This window comes from Kitasatospora sp. NPDC091207 (genome assembly GCF_044768625.1).
GTDB lineage: Bacteria > Actinomycetota > Actinomycetes > Streptomycetales > Streptomycetaceae > Kitasatospora.
Window position 1 is genome coordinate 1 of the sequence record NZ_JBIVVS010000018.1, and the last position, 18,349, is coordinate 18,349.

Consider the following 18,349-nt stretch of genomic DNA (forward strand, 5'->3'; position numbering starts at 1 on the left):
GCTTCACCGTTCGACTTGCATGTGTTAAGCACGCCGCCAGCGTTCGTCCTGAGCCAGGATCAAACTCTCCGTGAATGTCTGCCCGTAATCGGGCGCCACTCGCGTCGAGCGGCACGGCAACCACCGGAATAGGGCGGCCCCGCGCACTGCGTCCTCGCTAGTGTTTACTACATAAAGGAATCTCCAACCCCGATCAAATGACCGAGGCCGGGGATGTCAACATATCTGGCGTTGACTTTTGGCACGCTGTTGAGTTCTCAAGGAACGGACACTTCCTTCGGACCGCCTTCCAGCGGGCCCTCCGGGCGCTTCGTTCTTTCGTGTTCCCAGCTTACCAGATGCTTTCCGCACCGTTTCCGGCGCTTCGTTCACCCAACTCGCTGATGTCTTCTGCGGCTTGACGCCTCGTCCGACGTTTCAAACTCTAGCCGATCCCCGCCCCGAAAGGCGAATCCGGCCGCAACCCCTATAAACAGACATGCCGAATAAGACCCGAGCCGTGCCGTCAAAAGGACAAAGCACAGCCCGATCCGAACCGGAAAGTGGTGTTTCAAGGATTGGCCGCCCCGGGACCGTCCGCGCAGATACGTGTCCGGTGCTCCCAGCCAGGCAGCTCGAAGAACACTAGACCTGTCAGGGATCCGAGTCAAGTGCCGGCCCCGGGTCCGGGAGGGCGGGCAAGCCCTCGTCGGCCGGCAGCTGGAAGGTCAGGACGGCGACGTCGTCGTCGTGGTCCGAGGTGACACCCATCGCCCTGACCAGGCGGGCGCAGATCACCTCGGGAGCGCCGACGGCTCCGGCCAGGGTGCGGGCGAGCAGGTCGAGGCCCTGGTCGATGTCCTCGTCCCGCCGCTCGACCAGGCCATCCGTATAGAGGACACCGGTGGTGCCGGGGAGCAGCCGCAGGGTGTGGGAGAGGTGGACGCCGCCACCCGTACCCAGGGGTGGTCCGTTCTGTTCCTCGCTGCGCAGCACGGTGCCGTCGGGGCAGCGCAGCAGCATCGGCAGGTGGCCGGCGGAGGCGTAGGTGAGGGCGTGGCGCCGGGGATCCCAGACGGCGTAGGTGCAGGTGGCGATCTGGTTGGCGTCGATCTCCATCGCGAGGCCGTCGAGGAGGCGCATCACCTCGTGCGGCGGCAGGTCGAGCCGGGCGTAGGCCCGGACGGCGGTGCGGAGCTGGCCCATCACGGCGGCGGCGCGCAGACCGCGGCCCATGACGTCGCCGATGACCAGCGCGGTGCGGCCGCCGTCGACGGCGATGACGTCGTACCAGTCGCCGCCGACCGCGGCCTCGGCGCCGCCGGGCTGGTAGGTGGCGGCCACCCGGAGGTCGGCGGGCTGGTCGAGCTTCTGGGGGAGCAGGCTCCGCTGGAGGGTGACGGCGGCCTCGCGCTGGCGGCGTTCGGCCTCACGCAGGCGGGTGGCGGCGAGCACCTGGTCGGTGACCTCGGCGGCGAAGATGAGGACGCCGGCGGGCAGCGTGTCCCGCGACCCCTCGGTCTCCCCCGGCTCGCCCCTGACCTCTCCCCGGCTCTCGCGGCGCCCTTCGACCCGGCTCTCGGCCAGATTCTCGGCCCGGCTCTCGTGGCGGCTGAGCGGGACGCAGGAGACGTTGTAGTACCGGTTGCCGGTGAGCCCCAGGATGCAGCGGGCCTTGACGCTGCGCGGGCTGCCGCCGCGGATGACCTGGTCCATCAGGGGCAGGACGCCCATGGTGCCGAGCTCGGGGAGCGCCTCGCAGGCGGGCAGGCCGATGGGGCGGTCACCGAAGAGTTCGCGGTAGGCGCGGTTGGCGTAGCCGAGCTGGTGCAGCGGTCCGTAGGTGACGGCGACCGGGGCGGGGATGCGGTTCAGCACCTCGCGCAGGTCCTGGGGCCGCTGCGGGTCGAGCACCTCGGTCGGGCTGACGAGGCTGGTGGGGTCGCGGGGGCTGGGGACCACGACGCCGTCGCCGGACGGCGCGCCCTGGTCGGTGCCGCTCCCGGTCGGTGGGGCGGTCCGCCAAGGGGCTCCGGTGAGCCGGGCGCTCCAGCGCATGAGGTTCAAACGACGGCCGCTTCCTCGTTTTCCAGGCATATCATCACTTTTTGTGTGCGGACTGGCACACCGGGTAATGACTCGGTCGGGCCGATCCTGTCAGGCGGAGGCCCGATTCCGGAAGTCGCGCGCGCCAGGCGCGGCCGTCTTGTCGGTCACAGCGGGACTGCCGGCGGCACCGTCAGGTCGGCCGGTCGTCCGTGACCCCGGTCCCGAACCCCGCCTCGAACTCCGAACGGGGGTGCTCCAGCGTCCCGAGCGAGACCACCTCCCGGGAGAACAGGCCGCCCAGCACCCAGTCCATCAGCACCCGCACCCGCCGGTCGGCGCTCGGCAGCCGGCGCAGGTGCCGGGCCCGGTGCAGCCACCAGGCGCGCCGGCCGGTGAGCCGCCCGCCGCGGCTCGTGTGGGCGACGGCGCGGCCCAGGCCCAGCGAGGTCGAACAGGCGGGGCGGTCCGGCCGGTACTCCACGATGCCCTCGGCACGGGGGCCGCCCTCCAACGCGACGAGGACGTTGGCGGCGAGCAGCTCGGCCTGGGCGAAGGCGTGCTGGGCGTTGGGGACGCAGGGCGCCCCGTCCGCGTGCGGGTCGGGGACGGCCGCGCAGTCCCCGGCGGCCCAGACCCCGGGCAGCGCCCGCCCGTCGGGTCCGACCGCCTGGAGGGTGGCCAGACAGCGGATCCGGCCGGTGGTGTCCAGCGGCAGGTCGGTGTCGCGCAGCAGCGGGGACGGGCGCACCCCCGCCGTCCAGACCAGGGTCCGGGCGGCGAACCGGCTGCCGTCGGAGAGCACCATGACCCGGCCGGCCGCCGACTCCAGCCTGGTGCGCAGCCGGACGTCCACACTGCGGTCGCGCAGCTGGGCCAGGGTGTGCGCGGCCAGCTCGGGCGACTCCTCGGCGAGGATCCGGTCGGTGGCCTCGACCAGCACCCAGCGCAGGTCCTCGGGGCTGATGTTGTGGTAGCCGCGGACCGCGGTCCGGGCCATGTCCTCCAGTTCGGCGAGCGCGCCGACCCCGGCGTAGCCCGCCCCGACGAAGACGAAGGTGAGCGCGGCCTGGCGCAGGGCCGGGTCGCGGGTGGCGGAGGCGAGGTCGAGCTGCTCCAGGACGTGGTTGCGCAGGCCCACCGCCTCGCCGACGGTGGAGAAGCCGAGGCCGTGCTCGGCCAGCCCCGGGACGGGCGCCGTCCGGGACACCGAGCCGGGGGCCACCACCAGCACGTCGTAGTCGAGCTCGACCGGCGCGGGCGGTTCTCCGGGGGCGGCGGCGTCGGCCCAGGCGCGGCGGGTGGCGTGCTCGATCCGGGTGATCCGGGCGGTGAGCACCCGGCACTCCGGCAGTGTCCGACGCAGCGGGACGACCACGTGGCGGGGGTCGATCGAGCCGGCCGCGACCTCCGCGAGCAGCGGGTGGTACGTCAGGTAGGACTGCGGTTCGACCACGGTGATCTCCACCTCGCCCCGGCGCAGCCGCTCGCGCAGACCGCGCTGGAGGTGCAGCGCCGCGGACATCCCGGCGCAGCCGCCGCCGACGATCAGAATTCTGATGGCGAACCTCCTGCCGATGCGACCTTCCCCCGGCCCTCGGCCGGGGGTACCCCCCACCACGCCCTCAATGAAGGACCGTCGGGGGGCCTCTTGTCCACAGTCCGTACCGGGTCGGTTGGGCCGGGAGTTGCCCCGTGGTGCCAGATGTGCTGCCGGGGTGAGTTTCTGACGCACTTTCGGCTTCGAACGGCCGTGAACTATGGTCGGATTGTGCATCGGGGCGGCCATCGCCATGACAACTGGCGGCGACGCACCGTGGAGCGGCCATCACGGCCTGTTCCAGTGTTGGCTCGAGAACCCGACTGCGGGACCGTGTTCCGGGGAAGGGTAGTTCCCGGACGAGGCCCCGTACGGTGCCGACGCTCCGGGCCGGATGCGCGACCCCGGCCCGGTGGCACCGGCCCGTGGCGGAGTCCGCGTGGCCGTGCGCGTGCGGCCGGGCGCCACCCGGGCGCGGCGAACGACACAACCGGCAACGAGCGATGGGTCATCGGGTCATTTCTGACAGACGGAGCTGCACCGGGGGGTGCAGGGGCGGGCGACGGCAGGGTCCGGGATCGGGCACCTGCGGGGGAGAGTTGGGATGATGGAGCAGGAGCGACTGTTGGGCCGGGCGGCGGTACCGCGCATCGGCCAGGGTGTGGTGCCGGAGCAACGCGGCCCCGCGGACCTGCCACCGCAGGCCGGGGTGGCGTACGCGGCGATCCCCTACCCGGCCGAGCCGCCGCCGGGCGGCACCGGGCCGGTGTCCGGCGCCCGGCTGCGGGTGGACGCCCGGCGGAACCTGGAGAGCGTGCTGCGTGCGGCCCGCGAGGTGTTCGGCGAGTTCGGCTACGGCGCGCCGATGGAGGAGGTCGCGCGCCGGGCCGGGGTCGGGGTGGGCACGGTGTACCGCCGCTTCCCGAGCAAGGAGGTGCTGGTCCAGCGGATCGCCGCCGAGGAGGTGGCCTGGCTGACGACACAGGCGCGCGAGTCGCTGTACAGCGGCGGCGGTGCCTGGGAGTCGCTGGCCGGGTATCTGGCCCGGGCGGTGAGCACGGGTGCCGGGCGGCTGCTGCCGCCGGAGGCGTTCCGGTACGCGGAGGAGCTGGGCCGGGTGCCCGAGCAGCGCTCGATCGATCCGGCCGGGGCGGGTGCCCTCCTCGGCGGTCGGTTCGAGCCGCGCCACGGCGGGCCGCTGCCGGACGGCGCCGGTGAACCCGCCGGCGACGCGGACCCGCGGTTGCTGCTGCAGCTGCTCGCCGCCCTGGTGGCCCGCGCGGGTGCGGCCGGGGAGCTGCGGCCGGGGGTGACGGTCGCGGACGTGGTGCTGGTGCTGACCGCCTCGGTGCCGGTGCACGCGGCGCGCACGGCGCCGGGGGCCGACCCGTACACGGCGCCGGTGTCCGCCGCGTTCGGCGGTTCGTTCCCGGCGGCAGGTGGTCAGCAGACGGACGGTCAACCTGTCGAAGGACCGGCCGACCGGTTGCTGCGGATCCTGTTGGACGGTCTCCGGGCACGCTGATCACCCCGTGCGGGCGACTGCCGTCCCGCGCCGGCCCGGGAGTTGGGATCGGCCCGGCGCGCGCGGCCGGGCCACGCGCCCGGCGCGGCCGCCGCCGCACCGGTTCACCGGGCCGGGCCGAACACATCCGCGACGGCCCCTCGGAAGAGTGGGTCGCGGCGGTCCGGCTACCGCCCAACTCTGCGCTATGCCATCCTTTGCCCGTGGTTGGAGTCAATGTCCCGATGCGCGCCGTTCGCGCGCCCTCGGCGCCGTACAACGGGGAACCGTGCGCTCACGCACTCCCGTGCGCTCCGCCGCACTACGGGGGCTGTCGTGGAATCTGGGGTCCGTTGTGAGCGCCGAGGAACAGAACGACTACGGCTACGGCCTCGACTTCGGCCGCTCCGGCGCGGGCGGACCGAACGGCGGGACGGGTGGCCCGGACGGGTCCCCCGGCACGCCGGAGCACCTGCCCAACCAGCTGCCCGGCGCGCTGCCGAGTGCCTCGGGACAGGTACCTGACCAGGCCGGGATGCCCAGCCGCGAAACCCTCTCCGCCTCCGACGCGCTCCCGCCCACCCGCGTTCCCGGCCAGGCCCCGGCCGGCCGGGGCGGGGTGGCCCCCGAGGCCTTCGTCGGCGGCCGCGCGCCCGCCCGGCCGACCGTACCGGCCCCCGCCGACCCGGTGGACGGCGAGCGCCCGGCCTCCGACGCCGAGTTGACCGCCCGGGTCCGGGCCGGCGACGACAGCGCGTACGAGGAGATCTACCGCCGGCACGCCGACTCGGTACGCCGCTACGCGCGGACCTGCTGCCGGGACAGCTTCACCGCCGAGGACCTGGCCGGCGAGGTGTTCGCCCGCACCCTGCAGGCCCTGAAGGCGGGCAAGGGACCGGAGTTCGCCGTCCGCGCCTATCTGCTGACGGCCGTCCGCAACGTCGCCGCCGCCTGGACCCGCAGCGAGCGGCGCGAGCAACTCGTCGACGACTTCAGCACGTTCGCGCAGACCTCGGCCGCCACCGTCGATCTCGACCTGGCCGACCCGGGGGCCGACGCCTGGGCGATGGCGATGGCGGACCAGCGCATGGTGATGCAGGCCTACGCCGAACTGCCCGAGGACGACCGGATGGTGCTCTGGCACACCGAGGTCGAGCGGGAGTCCCCCAAGACCGTCGCGGTGATGCTCGGCAAGACGGCCAACGCCACCGCCGTCCAGGCGCACCGGGCCCGCGACCGGCTGGCCGCGGCCTTCCTCCAGGCACACGTCTCGGGCAGCCAGGACCGGGCCTGCGAGGCGTACGCCACCCGGCTCGGCGCCTACGCGCGCGGGTCGCTGCGCAAGCGGGCGTCCGCGGAGGTCGGCCGGCACCTGCAGGAGTGCGACCGGTGCACGGCCGCCTGCCTGGAACTCTCCGAGATCAATCACGGTCTGCGGGCGCTGCTGCCCGGCGGCGTGCTGGTCTGGATCGGGGTGGGCGGCTTCAGTGCCGCCGCTGCCGCCGTGGGCGGCGTGGCGGCGGTCGGTGGTGCGGCGGCCGGAACAGCGGCCGCCGTCTCGGGGGGCGCGGCCACCGGGACGACGGGTGCGGCGGCGGGCTCCGCGGGCGGCGCGGCGGGCGGGAGCGGTGGTGCCGGCGCGGCGGCGGGCGAGGGCCTGGGCCTGGCGGCCAAGGCCGGGATCGCCGCCGCCGTCGCGGTGGCCGCGGCCGCCGTCGCCGCCTACGCGCTGACCGGCTCGCCCGAGCCGAAGCCCCCGCTGGCCGCTCCGCCGGCCTCCTCCCCCGCCGTGCCCGCGCCGCCGCCGGTGGCACCCGTACCGGACGCGGCGCCGAGCACCCCCGATCCGGTCCCGGTGGAGCAGCCCGTGCCGAGCCACTCGGCCGCGCCGTCCCCCTCCCCGTCGCCGTCCGTCACCCCGCGCCCGACGCCCAAGGCCGTGCCGCCGCCCGCGCCGAGCAGCCCGCCCGCGTCCTCCCCGGCGCCGCCCGCGCCGACGCCGTCCGCCTCCTCGCCGCGGCCGACCAGGCCCGCGGGGCCACCGGTGCCCGTGGTGCCCGTGGTGCCGACCCCGACGGCGCCCGCGGTGCCGACGCCCGAGGTGCCGGTCCTGCCCACCCCGACGGCCCCGCCGGTGCCGACCCCGACCGTCACGCCGCCCGCCCCGACCGACTTCTGGGCCGACGACCTGCCCGTACTGAAGCCCGGCAACAACCGGGTGCCGCCGCCCGGCCCGAGCATCCGGCAGCAGGGCAGCGACTGGTTCTGGCAGCGCGACAGCGTCTCGATCGACGGCACCCGCCGGGCGCACGGCATCACCGTGCACGCGCCCGCGACCACGCTGATCGACCTCAACCGCAGCTGCACGTCCTTCGACGCGGTGGCCGGGGTGGACGACCTCACCGCCTCGGCCGGCGGCGTGGTCTTCTCGGTGCAGGGCGGCGACGGCCGCACCCTGTGGCGGTCACCCACCCTGGCGGCCGGCGACGACGCGGTGCGGGTGCACGTGTCCTTGGCCGGGCAGAAGTCGGTCCGGCTGATGGTCACCCCGGCGCACGGCATCTGGTCGGCGCTGAACGTGGCCGACTGGGCCGAAGCCCGCTTCAGGTGTACCTGAAGCGGGCTTCTGGGGGGTTAGGCCGCCCGGTCCTGCCGGCCGGCGGGCGCGGGCGCCTTCGGGTCAGACCGCGCAGGAGCCGTCCGCGCAGGCCTCGCCGGCCGGGACGACCGGCACCGGCGCGGGCCGGCGCTCGCCGATCTCCTCGGCGACCTGCTCCAGCACCTTGCGGAAGGTCTCGGCCTCCTGGCCGCCCTGGACGGCCCACTTGCCCTCGAAGACGAAGGTCGGCACGGCCGTGATCCCCAGCTCGCGGGCCTCGGCCAGTTGCGCGCCGACCTCGGCGACACCCTCGTCGCCCGCGAGGTAGGCCGCCACCCGGTCGCGGTCCAGGCCGGCGGCCGCGGCCACCTCGGTCAGCGCGGCCCGGTCGCCGACGTCCACCCCGTCGCTGAAGTGGGCCTTGAGCAGCGCCTCCTTCAGCCGGCCCTGCGCCGCCGCGCCGTACTCGGTCTCGGCGAGGTGGAGCAGTCGGTGGCCGAGGAAGGTGTTGGCGTGCAGCGCGGCGTCGAAGTCGTAGCTGATGCCCTCGGCGCGGCCCAGGTCGGCCACCCGGGCGTCCATCTCGACGGACTGCGGGCCGTAGCGCTCGGCCAGCCAGGCGCGGTGCGGGCTCGCGGTGGCGGGGGCGTCCGGCACCAGCTGGTACGGCCGGTAGACCACCTCGACGTTCTCCTTGCCCGCGAAGCCGTCCAGCGCCTGCTCGAAGCGGCGCTTGCCGATGTAGCACCAGGGGCAGGCGATGTCGGAGTAGATCTCGACCTTCATGGCGGGGGTTCTCCAGGGGTGGGGAGGATGGGGTTCCGAGATAGGTGAACGGTGAACCATCTCGGGACATTCCCGGCGCCTCGTGACACGGCACCCGCCGGTCCTGGGGTGGCGCGCTCCGGCGCGCGGCGCACCGGCCCGGCGTGAGGCTGTGCGCGAGCGCCCTGGCCCGGCGGGCCGGTCCGGGCCCGCGGTCGGCAGTCGGCAGTCGGGCAGTCGGGCAGTCGGGCAGTCGGCGATCATCAGCGGCCGGAGGTCCGGGCCCGCGGTCAGCGATCCGGGGGCGCGGGCACGATCAGGACCGGGCAGGCCGCGTGATGGACGGCGGCCGAGCCGACCGAGCCGAGCAGCAGCCGGCCGAAACCCCCGTTGCCCCGGGTGCCGAGCACCAGCGTGTGCTGCCGGGCCGAGGCCGCGAGCAGCACCTCGATCACATTGCCGAGCACCACGTGCAACGACAGCTCCCCCCGGTACGGGCGGATCCGGGCCCGCTGCACCGCGGCCACCGCTCGGCGCAGGCCGTCCGCCATGCTCTCGACCAGGGTCTCGACGCTCTCCTGCACCAGCTCGGCCATCCCCGGCGGGTACCCGGCCGGGGCCGGGTTGACCACCGCGAGCACATACAGCGGCAGCTCGAACCGCTCGGCCTCGGTCATCGCCCGGTCCAGCGCCCAGAGCGAGCCGTCCGAACCGTCGCACGCGGCCAGCACCCCGGGCGGGCGGCCCGTCGGCGGCCGGCCGAGCACCGAGAGCACGACGGGGACGGACGGATCCGGGCTGGCGCTGGTCACCACGGCCTCCACGGGGACGGGACGGGATGGCGTCATGATCACCCGCCCGGGGGACCAGACCGTCGAGCCGCGCCGAGCCGGACGAGGGGGTCGGACCCGTCGGTGCCCGCGCCCGCCCGCCGTCCGTCGCGGTCAGGCGAAGCGGGCGGCGGGGAGCGCGGTCCGACGGGCGAGCGGCAGACCGGTCCAGCAGGCGCCGTGGCGGCGGGCGCGGACCCGGCGGAGCCAGAGTTCGACGGAGACCAGCTCGGCGAGGCCCGCCAGGGTGCCCGGCGCGAGCGGGGCCGCCGGATCGGCGGAGCGGGCGAGGCCGGCCCGGACGGCGGGGAGGTCGATCAGCCCCGCCTCGGCGAGCAGCGGGGCGTCGAAGAGTTCGGCGATGCCGTCGGCGGCGAGCCGCAGGCCCGCCCGGGCGGGGGCGGTGCGGTCGGGGCGGGGGCCGCGGCCCCAGTCGGACGGCAGGTCGGTCCGGCCGGCGCCGGTGAGGACGGCGTGCAGCAGGGCGTGCCGGGCACCGGGCTGCAGCCGGATGTCGTCGGGCAGCAGCCTGGCCGCGCGGACCACCTGGTTGTCCAGGAACGGCGCGTGCAGCCGCTGGCCGGGCTGCTCGGCAGCGTGCACCAGGGTGCGGAACCCGCGTGCGTGCCGGTGCAGGGCGTACCGGGCCCGGCGCACGCCCGGTGGCTCGGTGGGCGCCGGCTCGCGCGCTGCCAGGCGCAGCCGCAGCGCGACCGCGGAGAGCGCGTCGTCGGAGAGCCAGCGGGCCGCCGGTCCGGGCACGCACCAGGCCAGGTCGTCCGCCGAGCGGGCACCCGCCGTGCCGCCCCCGTCCGGGACCTGCCGGAGCGTCAGCCGTACGGCGGCGTCGTCGAGCGCGTCGGCGTACCGGATCCGGGAGAGCCGGTGCGCCGCGCGGACCACGGTGAGCGGAGTGCGCAGCGCACCCGCCAGGACGCCCGCCGTCGCCCGGTCGGCGCCGGCCAGGGCGGCGACCGGGGGCAGCAGTTCGCGCGGCCGGCCGGCCCGGACGAGGTCGGCCAGCCGGGCCGGGTGCCCGTCGAGGACCTGGCGGGCCCCGTAGCCGGTGAGGTGGTCGGTGCCGCCGGCGTCGAAGCGGGCCTCGGCCCGGACGGCGGCGATCAGTTCGGGACCGGGCTCGTCGGTGAGGCGGCCGGCCTGCGGGTCGGCCCGCAGGTCGGCGTAGGGGAGGGTGTCGGGGCCGGGGGCCAGCACGGTGTGCCGCAGCCGGGGGGTGTGGGGGGCGAGCGCCGGGGTGGCCGGGCCCTCGGTCTCGCCGAGGGTGACGGCGGCCAGCTGCTCGGGGGCGGGTCGGCCGGACCCGGCCACCCGGACCCAGGAGCCCTTGACCGCACCGTTCCTGGCCGGCCCGCCGGATCCGGGCGCCGGACGGGCCCCGGTGCCGCCGGCCCGCGCCGCGACCGGTTCCCCGCCGGCGGCCGCGGGCGCGGCGACGGTGACGGGGGCGGAGACGGGTGCCGGCGGGACGGCGGCGGCGAGCAGCGCGACGGTGGCCGAGGCCGTCCCGTACGAGAGGTCGACACCCAGCCGGGGCCGGCCCGCGTCGGCGGACCCGGAGCCCGGGGTGCGGACCCGGGAGCGGACGGACTCCAGCAGCGCGCGGGTGAGTTCGCGGACGGCCGGGGCCTCGCCGCGCGACCGTGCCTCGCCGCCGGGCTCGTCGTAGGTCGCGAGATAGGGGCGGCCGCCGCGGATGGCCAGCGTGTGGCCGGGCGGCACCCGCTGCACGCCCAGGTACGGGGTGCCGGTGCCGAGCGCCTCCGGCGACTCCGGGCAGGCGAGCCGGGCGGCGAGGTGGCCGGTGTCCAGGGGCGCGCCGACCAGGTCGGCGAGCGGGAGCGCGGCGGTGGCGTACGCGGTGCCGTCGCCCCAGGGGGTGTGGAAGACGGGCTGGGCGCCGGCCAGGTCGGTGAGCAGCGCGGTCGAACGGGTCCCGGTGCGCAGGACGACGGTGTAGCTGCCGGGCCAGGTGGTGAGGTGGCGGACGGCACCACCGCGGGCGGCGGCGAGGCCGGCGGCGAGCTCGGCGTCGGAGGCGCCGCAGTGGCCGAGGACGGCGAGCCGGGTGGTCGCGGGGGTGTCCTCGACCGGGTCGGGTGCGGCGGGGCCGGTGGTGACCACGGCGGGGGCGCCGGGGCGCAGGGTGACCAGCCGGATCTCCTCGGGGCGCCAGTCGCCGACCGCCCAGAGCGGGCTGGGCCCGGTCCAGAGGGGGCGCGCGGCGATCGGTGCCACCGCGCCGGGCGCCTCGTGCGCCGGGGCGCCCGCTCGGGGCGCACCCGTGCTCCAGCCCGTCAGCCACCGCATCGTGCCTCCACCGGACGAGGACCTGCACCGTGCGGCGCGTCCTGCGCCGGGCAGCTCCGGCCGGCCCGTGGCGCGCCGCGGCGGCCGGCCGCCGTGACCGGGCGCGCCGTCAGGAGACATCGTGCCACCGCTCGCGCGTCCCGTGACCGGAGTTGTCGTTTCCGATTCGCCGACCCGGCGGCGGGCGCGGCGGAACCGCCCCGGCCCGGCGGGCGCGACGGGCGGGCGCGCCACGGCCCGGGCGCCGCCCTCCCGGCGGGGTCCGACCGCGAACCGGCCGTCGGTGGCGCGTCCTGGGTGCCGTGCCTCGGCGCCGCGCCCGCGCGGCCCGACCGGATGTCCCGCCCGCGACGGCACGCCGCGCGCCGACGCCCGGGACCACCGGACGGTCACGGTCCGACCGGGCGTGCCGGGCCTCCCCCTCCCCGGCCCGGACCGCCCTCGCGCCGCCCTTGTCATGGCCATCGCGACATGGCCGAAAGGCGTCGTCCGGCCCGGGAGGGCATCCGCATGCCCTCCCGGACTTCGCCGCCGTCCGCGGGGATTGAGACGGCGGCATCCCCCGGCCCGCCGGGTCCTCGACGGCGGGCCGACCCACGACCACCAGCGAATCGCCGACCAGCCGGTCGGGCCAGGGGGCACGGCCGGGCGCACATCGACACGGGACCGGAGCACGAGGCTCCGGCGCGCGGCCGGCCCGATCGCCCCCGGCCATGTCCGAACGGTCGGCCCGGCCTCCGCCGGACCGCTCACCACCCGCCGCCGGGCGCGCGATCCCGCCATCCGGAATGCGGCCTCTTAACCCTCGGAACGCGTCCGACTACTCTAGGTACAGCAGCTACGGCCCGGTGCCGCCCGGGCCCCGCGCACAAGGCCGCAGGAGGTGCCGCCGCCACCATGACCGTCAGCCCACGCGGACCGAACGAACGGCTCGGCACGCTCCTGACCCTCGCCCAGATCAGCAACGCCGGCCTGGCCCGCCGGGTCAACGACCTCGGCGCCCAAAGGGGGTTGACGCTGCGCTACGACAAGACCTCGGTAGCCCGCTGGGTCAGCAAGGGCATGGTCCCGCAGGGCCCGGTGCCGCACCTGATCGCCACCGCGATCGGCGGCAAGCTCGGCCGACCGGTGCCCCTGGAGGAGATCGGCCTCGGCGACACCGACCCGGCGCCCGAACTGGGCCTGGCCTTCCCGCGCGAGGTCTCCGAGGCGGTCCGCTCGGCCACCGACCTGTGGCGGGTCGACCTCGATCTGCGCCGCGGCCCCGGCGGCGGCCGCTGGAGCGACAGCCTGGCCGGCACCTTCTCGGTCGCGGCGTACGCGACGCCGGTCTCCCGTTGGCTGATCAACCCGGCGGACGGCTCGGTGGCCCGCGAGGCGCCGCGCACCCCCGCCGAGACGGGCTCGTACCGGGTCGGCCACTCGGACGCCGCCAAGCTCCGCGAGGCCGCCCAGGAGGCCCGCCGCTGGGACTCCAAGTACGGTGGCGGGGACTGGCGTTCCTCGATGGTGCCGGAGTGCCTGCGGGTGGAGGCGGCGCCGCTGCTGCTGGCCTCCTACAGCGACGCGGTGGGCCGGGCGCTGTTCGGCGCGACGGCCGAACTCACCCGGCTGGCCGGGTGGATGGCCTTCGACACCGGCCAGCACGAGGCCGCCCAGCGGTACTACATCCAGGCGCTGCGGCTCGCCCGGGCCGGCGCCGACGTGCCGCTCGGCGGCTACGTGCTGGCCTCGATGAGCCTGCAGGCCGGCTACCGGGGCTTCGCCGAGGAGGCGGTCGACCTCGCCCAGGCCGCGCTGGAACGCAACCGCGGGCTGGCCACGGCCCGCACCATGAGCTTCTTCCACCTGGTCGAGGCCCGGGCCCAGGCCAAGGCCCGCAACGCCGCGGCGTGTGCGACGGCGCTCGGCGCCGCGGAAAGCGCGCTGGAGCGGGCACGCGCCGGGGATCCCGATCCGGCGTGGATCGACTTCTACGCCTACGACCGCCTCGCCGCCGACGCCGCCGAGTGCTTCCGTGACCTCGGAGTGCCCTCCAAGGTCCGCCAGTTCACCCGGGAGGCGCTGGCCCGGCCCACCGAAGGGTTCGTCCGCTCGCACGGGCTGCGGCTGGTGGTCTCCGCGATGGCCGAGGCCGAGGCGGGCAACCTGGACGCGGCGGTCGCGGCCGGCGAGCGGGCCGTCGAGGTCGCCGGCCGGATCTCCTCGCAGCGCAGCCGCGAGTACGTGGTCGAGATGCTCCGCCGCCTCGAACCCTTCCAGGGTGAGCGCCGGGTCAGGGAGTTGACGGAACGGGCCCGCGCGGTGATCGTCGCCCCGGCGTAGCGGATCCCCGCGGTAATTCGGATGCACCGGCGGGAGGGGCCTGGCTATGGTCTCTCTCGTCCAGGTGCGCAGGCAGAGGTTACTTCCACTGTTAATGGGCGGGTCGCGGGTTCGAGTCCCGTCACCGGCTTCGGGCCGGTGTAGCTCAGTCGGTAGAGCAGCTTCGTCACCTCAGCCGCCTTCGATCTCTGGACACCACATTCCTGAATAGGTTTTCCGCACCTCCCGGTGCGACGGCAGCGGTTACTCCGGTCGAGTGCCCCCAGCGGGGCGCGTTGAAGCTGAGTTCCATCGACCGCCGCCCACCTCGATCTCGGGAGGCAGAGCGCCGGGGTGCCCGGTGCGCAGGCGGGGGTTACTTCGGATCTTGCGGTTCCGGGTTCGAATCCCGGGCGTGCCGTACGCGGCCGCTAGCTCAATCGGACAGAGCACAAGGCATACACCTCCGCCGAGGCCGGCCGCCGGGCCGGCGTGATCTCGGGCACCCCTTCCTTCGCCATGCCTCCCGCGCGTTCCACCGGCCAGCAGGGGGATCTCACCATGTCGCGTTTCAACACCCGTACCACCAAGCCCGGTCCGCACTCGCCCGTGACCACCACCGGGCAGCGCACCGCCAACCACAACGGCGGCACCGGATTCCTGCGCGACGCCAGGTCGGAACTCTTCCTGCTGGCGGTGGCCAACCTCGTGGGCCAGGACACCTTCCACGAGAACGGCGGGGCCCGCGACGACCGCTACACCGCGCTGGTGCGCGAACTCGCCGTCACCGACCCGGAGTGGACCCTCGGCCTGCTCCGCTGGCTGCGGTACGGCGCGAACCTGCGCACGGCCGCACTGGTCGGCGCCGCCGAGTTCACCCGGGCCCGGCTGGACACGGGGGCGCCCGGCTTCTCCCGGCAGGCCGTGGACGCCGCCCTCCAGCGCGCGGACGAGCCCGGCGAGCTGCTCGCCTACTGGACGTCCCGCTACGGCCGCGCGCTGCCGAAGCCGCTCAAGCGCGGTGTCGCGGACGCCGTCCGCCGGCTCTACCACGAGCGCTCGCTGCTCAAGTACGACACCGCCGCCAAGGGGTACCGCTTCGGCGACGTGCTGGAGCTGACCCACCCCTCGCCCGACCCGGCCAAGCCGTGGCAGGGCGAGCTGTTCCGCTACGCGCTGGACCGCCGGCACCGGCCGGACGAGGCCGTCCCGCCGGCCGCCCTCCGGGTGCTCACCGCCAACCGCGAGCTGCTCGCGCTGCCCGTCGAGCAGCGGCGCGCGGCGGTCACCGCCGAGGGCGGCGCCGAGCGACTGGCCGCGGCGGGACTGACCTGGGAGGCACTGGCCGGCTGGCTGCGGGGGCCGCTGGACGCGGCCGTCTGGGAGGCGGTCATCCCGTCCATGGGCCCGATGGCCCTGACCCGCAATCTGCGCAACTTCGACCAGGCCGGCGTCTCGGACGAGGTCGCGGCCGAGGTCGCGCGGCGGATCGCCGACAAGGGCGAGGTGCTCCGCTCCCGCCAGTTCCCGTTCCGCTACCTCGCCGCGTACCGGCACGCGCCGTCGCTGCGCTGGGGGCACGCACTGGAGACCGCACTCTCCCACTCGCTCGCCAACGTGCCCTCGCTGCCCGGCCGGACGCTGATCCTGGTCGACCGCTCGGGCTCGATGTTCGACCGCCCGAGCGCACAGACCCTGCTCAACCGGGCCGACTCGGCGGCGATCTTCGGGACTGCCCTGAAGGTCCGGGCCGCCGACGCCGACCTGGTCGAGTTCGGCTCCACCAGCCGGGTCGTCGAGGTGGGCCGGGGCGAGGCGGTGCTGCGCGTCCTGGAGCGCTTCGGCAACCTCGGCGGCACCGCCACCGCGGAGGCCGTCCGCACCCACTACCGCGGCCACGACCGGGTCGTCGTCGTCACCGACGAGCAGACCGGCCCCGGCCAATGGAACGGCGACGCCCTGGCCGCCGTCCCGGACCGGGTGCCCGTCTACACCTGGAACCTGGCCGGCTACACCGCCGGCCACGGCCCGAGCGGATCGGCGCACCGGCACACCTTCGGCGGGCTGAGCGACGCCGCGTTCCGGCTGGTCCCGCTGCTGGAATCGGGCCGGGACGCGACCTGGCCGTGGATGGAGCCGCGGGGCCGCTGACGCGCCCTCGACCGGCACCGCCCGCCGTGGCAGCATCGGCGGCGGGCGGGGGCGGGCCGAACGAGGAGCGAGCGGTGGCGTACGACTTCGACGTGCTGGTGGTGGGCGGCGGGATCGTCGGGCTCTCCACGGCGTACGCGCTGACCCGGGCCCGCCCCGGGCTGCGGCTGGCGCTGCTGGAGAAGGAGCCCGGCTTCGCCGCCCACCAGACCGGCCGCAACAGCGGGGTCATCCACAGCGGCGTCTACTACCGCCCGGGATCGCTCAAGGCCCGGTACGCCGTCGCGGGCGCCGCCGAGATGGTGGAGTTCTGCCGCACCCACGCCATCCCCCACGAGGTGACCGGCAAGCTGATCGTGGCCACCGACCCGGCCGAGCTGCCCCGGCTGCGGGCCCTCGCCGAACGCGGCCGGGCGAACGGCATCCCGGTGGCCGAGCTGGACCGGGCCGGCATCACGGCGTACGAGCCGCGGGTCACCGGCATCGCCGGGCTGCACATCGGCACCACCGGCATCTGCGACTTCCCCGCCGTGGCCGCCGTCTACGCCCGGCTGGCCCGCGAGGCGGGCGCGGAGCTGCGCACCGGCACCGAGCTGCGGGCGGTCGCCCGCCGGGCCGACGGCGTGACCGTGCAGACCTCCGCCGGCGAGCTGCGCGGCCAGGTCCTGGTGAACTGCGCGGGCCTGCACAGCGACCGGATCGCCCGGCTGGCCGGTGACGACCCCGGCGTGCGGATCGTGCCGTTCCGCGGCGAGTACTACGAACTCGCCAAGGAACGCCGGGACCTGGTGCGCGGCCTGGTCTACCCCGTGCCCGACCCGGCCTTCCCCTTCCTCGGCGTGCACCTGACCCGGGGCATCCACGGCGATGTGCACGTCGGCCCCAACGCGGTGCCCGCGCTGGCCCGCGAGGGCTACGACTGGCGCACCGTCGGCCCGCGCGACCTGGCCGGGACGCTCGCCTTTCCCGGCACCTGGCAGATCGCCCGCCGGCACTGGCGCTACGAACTCGGCGAGCTGCGCCGCTCGCTCTCCAAGCGGGCGTTCACCACGGCCGTCCGGCGGCTGCTGCCGGTCGTCACCGCCGAGGACCTGGTGCCGGCCGCCGCGGGGGTGCGGGCCCAGGCGGTGGCCCGGGACGGCACGCTGCTGGACGACTTCGCCTTCGCCGGCTTCGACCCGGACGGCCCGCGCTCCACCCGCCGCCTGGTGCACGTGCTGAACGCCCCCTCCCCCGCCGCCACCGCCTCGCTGCCGATCGGCCGCGAGGTGGCCCGCCGGGCGCTGGCCGCCCTCGAAGCGGGCGGCTGATCCGGCGGGGGCCCGGACCCCGCGTCGGGTGCGTCACAGCCCCTGGGGACCGCACCCGGCGGCCCCGTAGACTCGGGTGATTGTGACTGCCACCGCCCCGATCCCCCCGCCCTCGCCGTCCGTCCGGCTCTCCGCCGCGCCGGCCGGCTACCCCGCGCCGATGTACCCGCACCGGGCCACCGAGGCCCAGCACAGCGAGCGGCGCATCCGCAGCTTCCAGCCGCGCCGGGGCCGGATGACCAACGCCCAGGCGGGCGCGCTGGACCGGGACTGGGAGACGTACGGCATCGCCATCGACGGCAGCCCGCTGGACCTGGACGCGCTCTTCGGCGGCCTGCCGGTCACCCTGGAGATCGGCTTCGGGATGGGCGAGACCACCGCCGCGATGGCCGCCGCCGACCCGGCGATGGGCATCCTCGCCGCCGACGTCCACACCCCGGGCCACGGCAACCTGCTCGGCCTGCTGGACCGGAACGGCTCGCGCAACGTCCGGCCGGCCGCCGGCGACGCCGTCATCCTGCTGCGCGACATGCTGCCCGACGCCTCGCTGACCGGTCTGCGGGTCTACTTCGCCGACCCGTGGCCCAAGCCGAAGCACCACAAGCGCCGGCTGGTCCAGGCGTCCTTCCTGGAGCTGGTGCTGCCCCGGCTGGCCCCCGGCGCCCTGGTGCACTGCGCCACCGACTGGGAGCCGTACGCCGAGCAGATGCTGGCGGTGCTCTCCGCCTCGCCCGAGCTGGAGAACCTGCACCCCGAGGGCGACGGCACCGGCTGGCTGGAGCCCGCCGACCACCCGGACGGCAGCATCCCCGGCTACGCGCCCCGGCCCGACTGGCGGCCGGTCACCAAGTTCGAACGGGCCGGCATCGCCAAGGGCCACGTGGTGCACGACCTGCTGTTCCGCCGCCGCTGAGCCGCCGCCGGGCGTTCGACCCGGCCGCCCCGCGCCCACCCCGCGCCCCCGACCGACCCGGCCCGCCGGAGGGGATTCGT

The 18,349-nt window shown here is 75.9% G+C and carries 10 protein-coding genes, 1 rRNA gene and 1 pseudogene; 6 read left to right on the forward strand and 6 right to left on the reverse strand.

Annotated elements, in window-relative coordinates:
* From ACIQTO_RS25985 to ACIQTO_RS25995, 3 genes and pseudogenes are all read right to left on the reverse strand, one after another.
* Positions 1-75: ribosomal RNA gene (locus tag ACIQTO_RS25985) — 16S ribosomal RNA — on the reverse strand; the annotation flags it as partial.
* Between the two features lie 597 nt (positions 76-672).
* Positions 673-2,046: pseudogene (locus ACIQTO_RS25990) on the reverse strand (PP2C family protein-serine/threonine phosphatase); the annotation flags it as partial.
* Positions 2,047-2,218: 172 nt separating this feature from the next.
* Entirely contained in the window at positions 2,219-3,550 is a 1,332-nt protein-coding gene (locus ACIQTO_RS25995) for an NAD(P)/FAD-dependent oxidoreductase (RefSeq protein WP_402392483.1), read from the reverse strand.
* Positions 3,551-4,169: 619 nt separating this feature from the next.
* Here ACIQTO_RS25995 and ACIQTO_RS26000 point away from each other — a divergent pair.
* Together ACIQTO_RS26000 and ACIQTO_RS26005 are read left to right on the forward strand one after the other, a co-directional pair.
* Positions 4,170-5,090, forward strand: a complete 921-nt coding sequence (locus ACIQTO_RS26000; RefSeq protein WP_402392486.1) for a TetR/AcrR family transcriptional regulator — start codon at positions 4,170-4,172, stop codon at positions 5,088-5,090.
* A 334-nt stretch (positions 5,091-5,424) separates the two neighbouring features.
* A complete protein-coding gene (locus tag ACIQTO_RS26005; protein ID WP_402392489.1) occupies positions 5,425-7,686 on the forward strand; it encodes a sigma-70 family RNA polymerase sigma factor in 2,262 nt (753 codons plus the stop codon).
* Between the two features lie 63 nt (positions 7,687-7,749).
* Here the strand turns inward: ACIQTO_RS26005 and ACIQTO_RS26010 are convergent, their stop codons facing one another.
* The 3 genes from ACIQTO_RS26010 to ACIQTO_RS26020 form a co-directional block, all read right to left on the reverse strand.
* Positions 7,750-8,454: a DsbA family oxidoreductase gene (locus ACIQTO_RS26010; RefSeq protein WP_402392492.1), complete on the reverse strand. Its 705-nt coding sequence runs from the start codon at positions 8,452-8,454 to the stop codon at positions 7,750-7,752.
* 269 nt (positions 8,455-8,723) lie between these two features.
* Entirely contained in the window at positions 8,724-9,245 is a 522-nt protein-coding gene (locus ACIQTO_RS26015) for a universal stress protein (RefSeq protein ID WP_402392494.1), read from the reverse strand.
* Positions 9,246-9,377: 132 nt separating this feature from the next.
* Entirely contained in the window at positions 9,378-11,591 is a 2,214-nt protein-coding gene (locus ACIQTO_RS26020) for an asparagine synthase-related protein (protein WP_402392497.1), read from the reverse strand.
* 897 nt (positions 11,592-12,488) lie between these two features.
* Between ACIQTO_RS26020 and ACIQTO_RS26025 the strand changes: the two genes are divergently transcribed.
* From ACIQTO_RS26025 to trmB, 4 genes are all read left to right on the forward strand, one after another.
* Entirely contained in the window at positions 12,489-13,916 is a 1,428-nt protein-coding gene (locus ACIQTO_RS26025; protein WP_402392499.1) for an MFS transporter, read from the forward strand.
* Positions 13,917-14,456: 540 nt separating this feature from the next.
* Positions 14,457-16,046, forward strand: a complete 1,590-nt coding sequence (locus ACIQTO_RS26030) for a TROVE domain-containing protein (protein WP_402392502.1) — start codon at positions 14,457-14,459, stop codon at positions 16,044-16,046.
* 74 nt (positions 16,047-16,120) lie between these two features.
* The gene (lhgO, locus tag ACIQTO_RS26035) at positions 16,121-17,356 is read left to right on the forward strand and encodes an L-2-hydroxyglutarate oxidase (RefSeq protein ID WP_402392504.1); all 1,236 of its coding nucleotides are present in this window, start codon (positions 16,121-16,123) and stop codon (positions 17,354-17,356) included.
* An 82-nt stretch (positions 17,357-17,438) separates the two neighbouring features.
* The gene (gene trmB / locus ACIQTO_RS26040) at positions 17,439-18,269 is read left to right on the forward strand and encodes a tRNA (guanosine(46)-N7)-methyltransferase TrmB (RefSeq protein ID WP_402392507.1); all 831 of its coding nucleotides are present in this window, start codon (positions 17,439-17,441) and stop codon (positions 18,267-18,269) included.
* Positions 18,270-18,349 lie beyond the last annotated feature (80 nt).

What these genes read in the sequence shown, in the direction of transcription:
- ACIQTO_RS26025 (WP_402392499.1), top strand. Translation starts at nt 12,489, where the DNA reads ATGACCGTCAGCCCACGCGGACCGAACGAACGGCTCGGCACGCTCCTG.
- ACIQTO_RS26000 (WP_402392486.1), top strand. Translation starts at nt 4,170, where the DNA reads ATGATGGAGCAGGAGCGACTGTTGGGCCGGGCGGCGGTACCGCGCATC.
- ACIQTO_RS26010 (WP_402392492.1), bottom strand. Translation starts at nt 8,454, where the DNA reads ATGAAGGTCGAGATCTACTCCGACATCGCCTGCCCCTGGTGCTACATC.
- ACIQTO_RS25995 (WP_402392483.1), bottom strand. Translation starts at nt 3,550, where the DNA reads ATGTCCGCGGCGCTGCACCTCCAGCGCGGTCTGCGCGAGCGGCTGCGC.
- ACIQTO_RS26020 (WP_402392497.1), bottom strand. Translation starts at nt 11,591, where the DNA reads ATGCGGTGGCTGACGGGCTGGAGCACGGGTGCGCCCCGAGCGGGCGCC.
- ACIQTO_RS26030 (WP_402392502.1), top strand. Translation starts at nt 14,457, where the DNA reads ATGTCGCGTTTCAACACCCGTACCACCAAGCCCGGTCCGCACTCGCCC.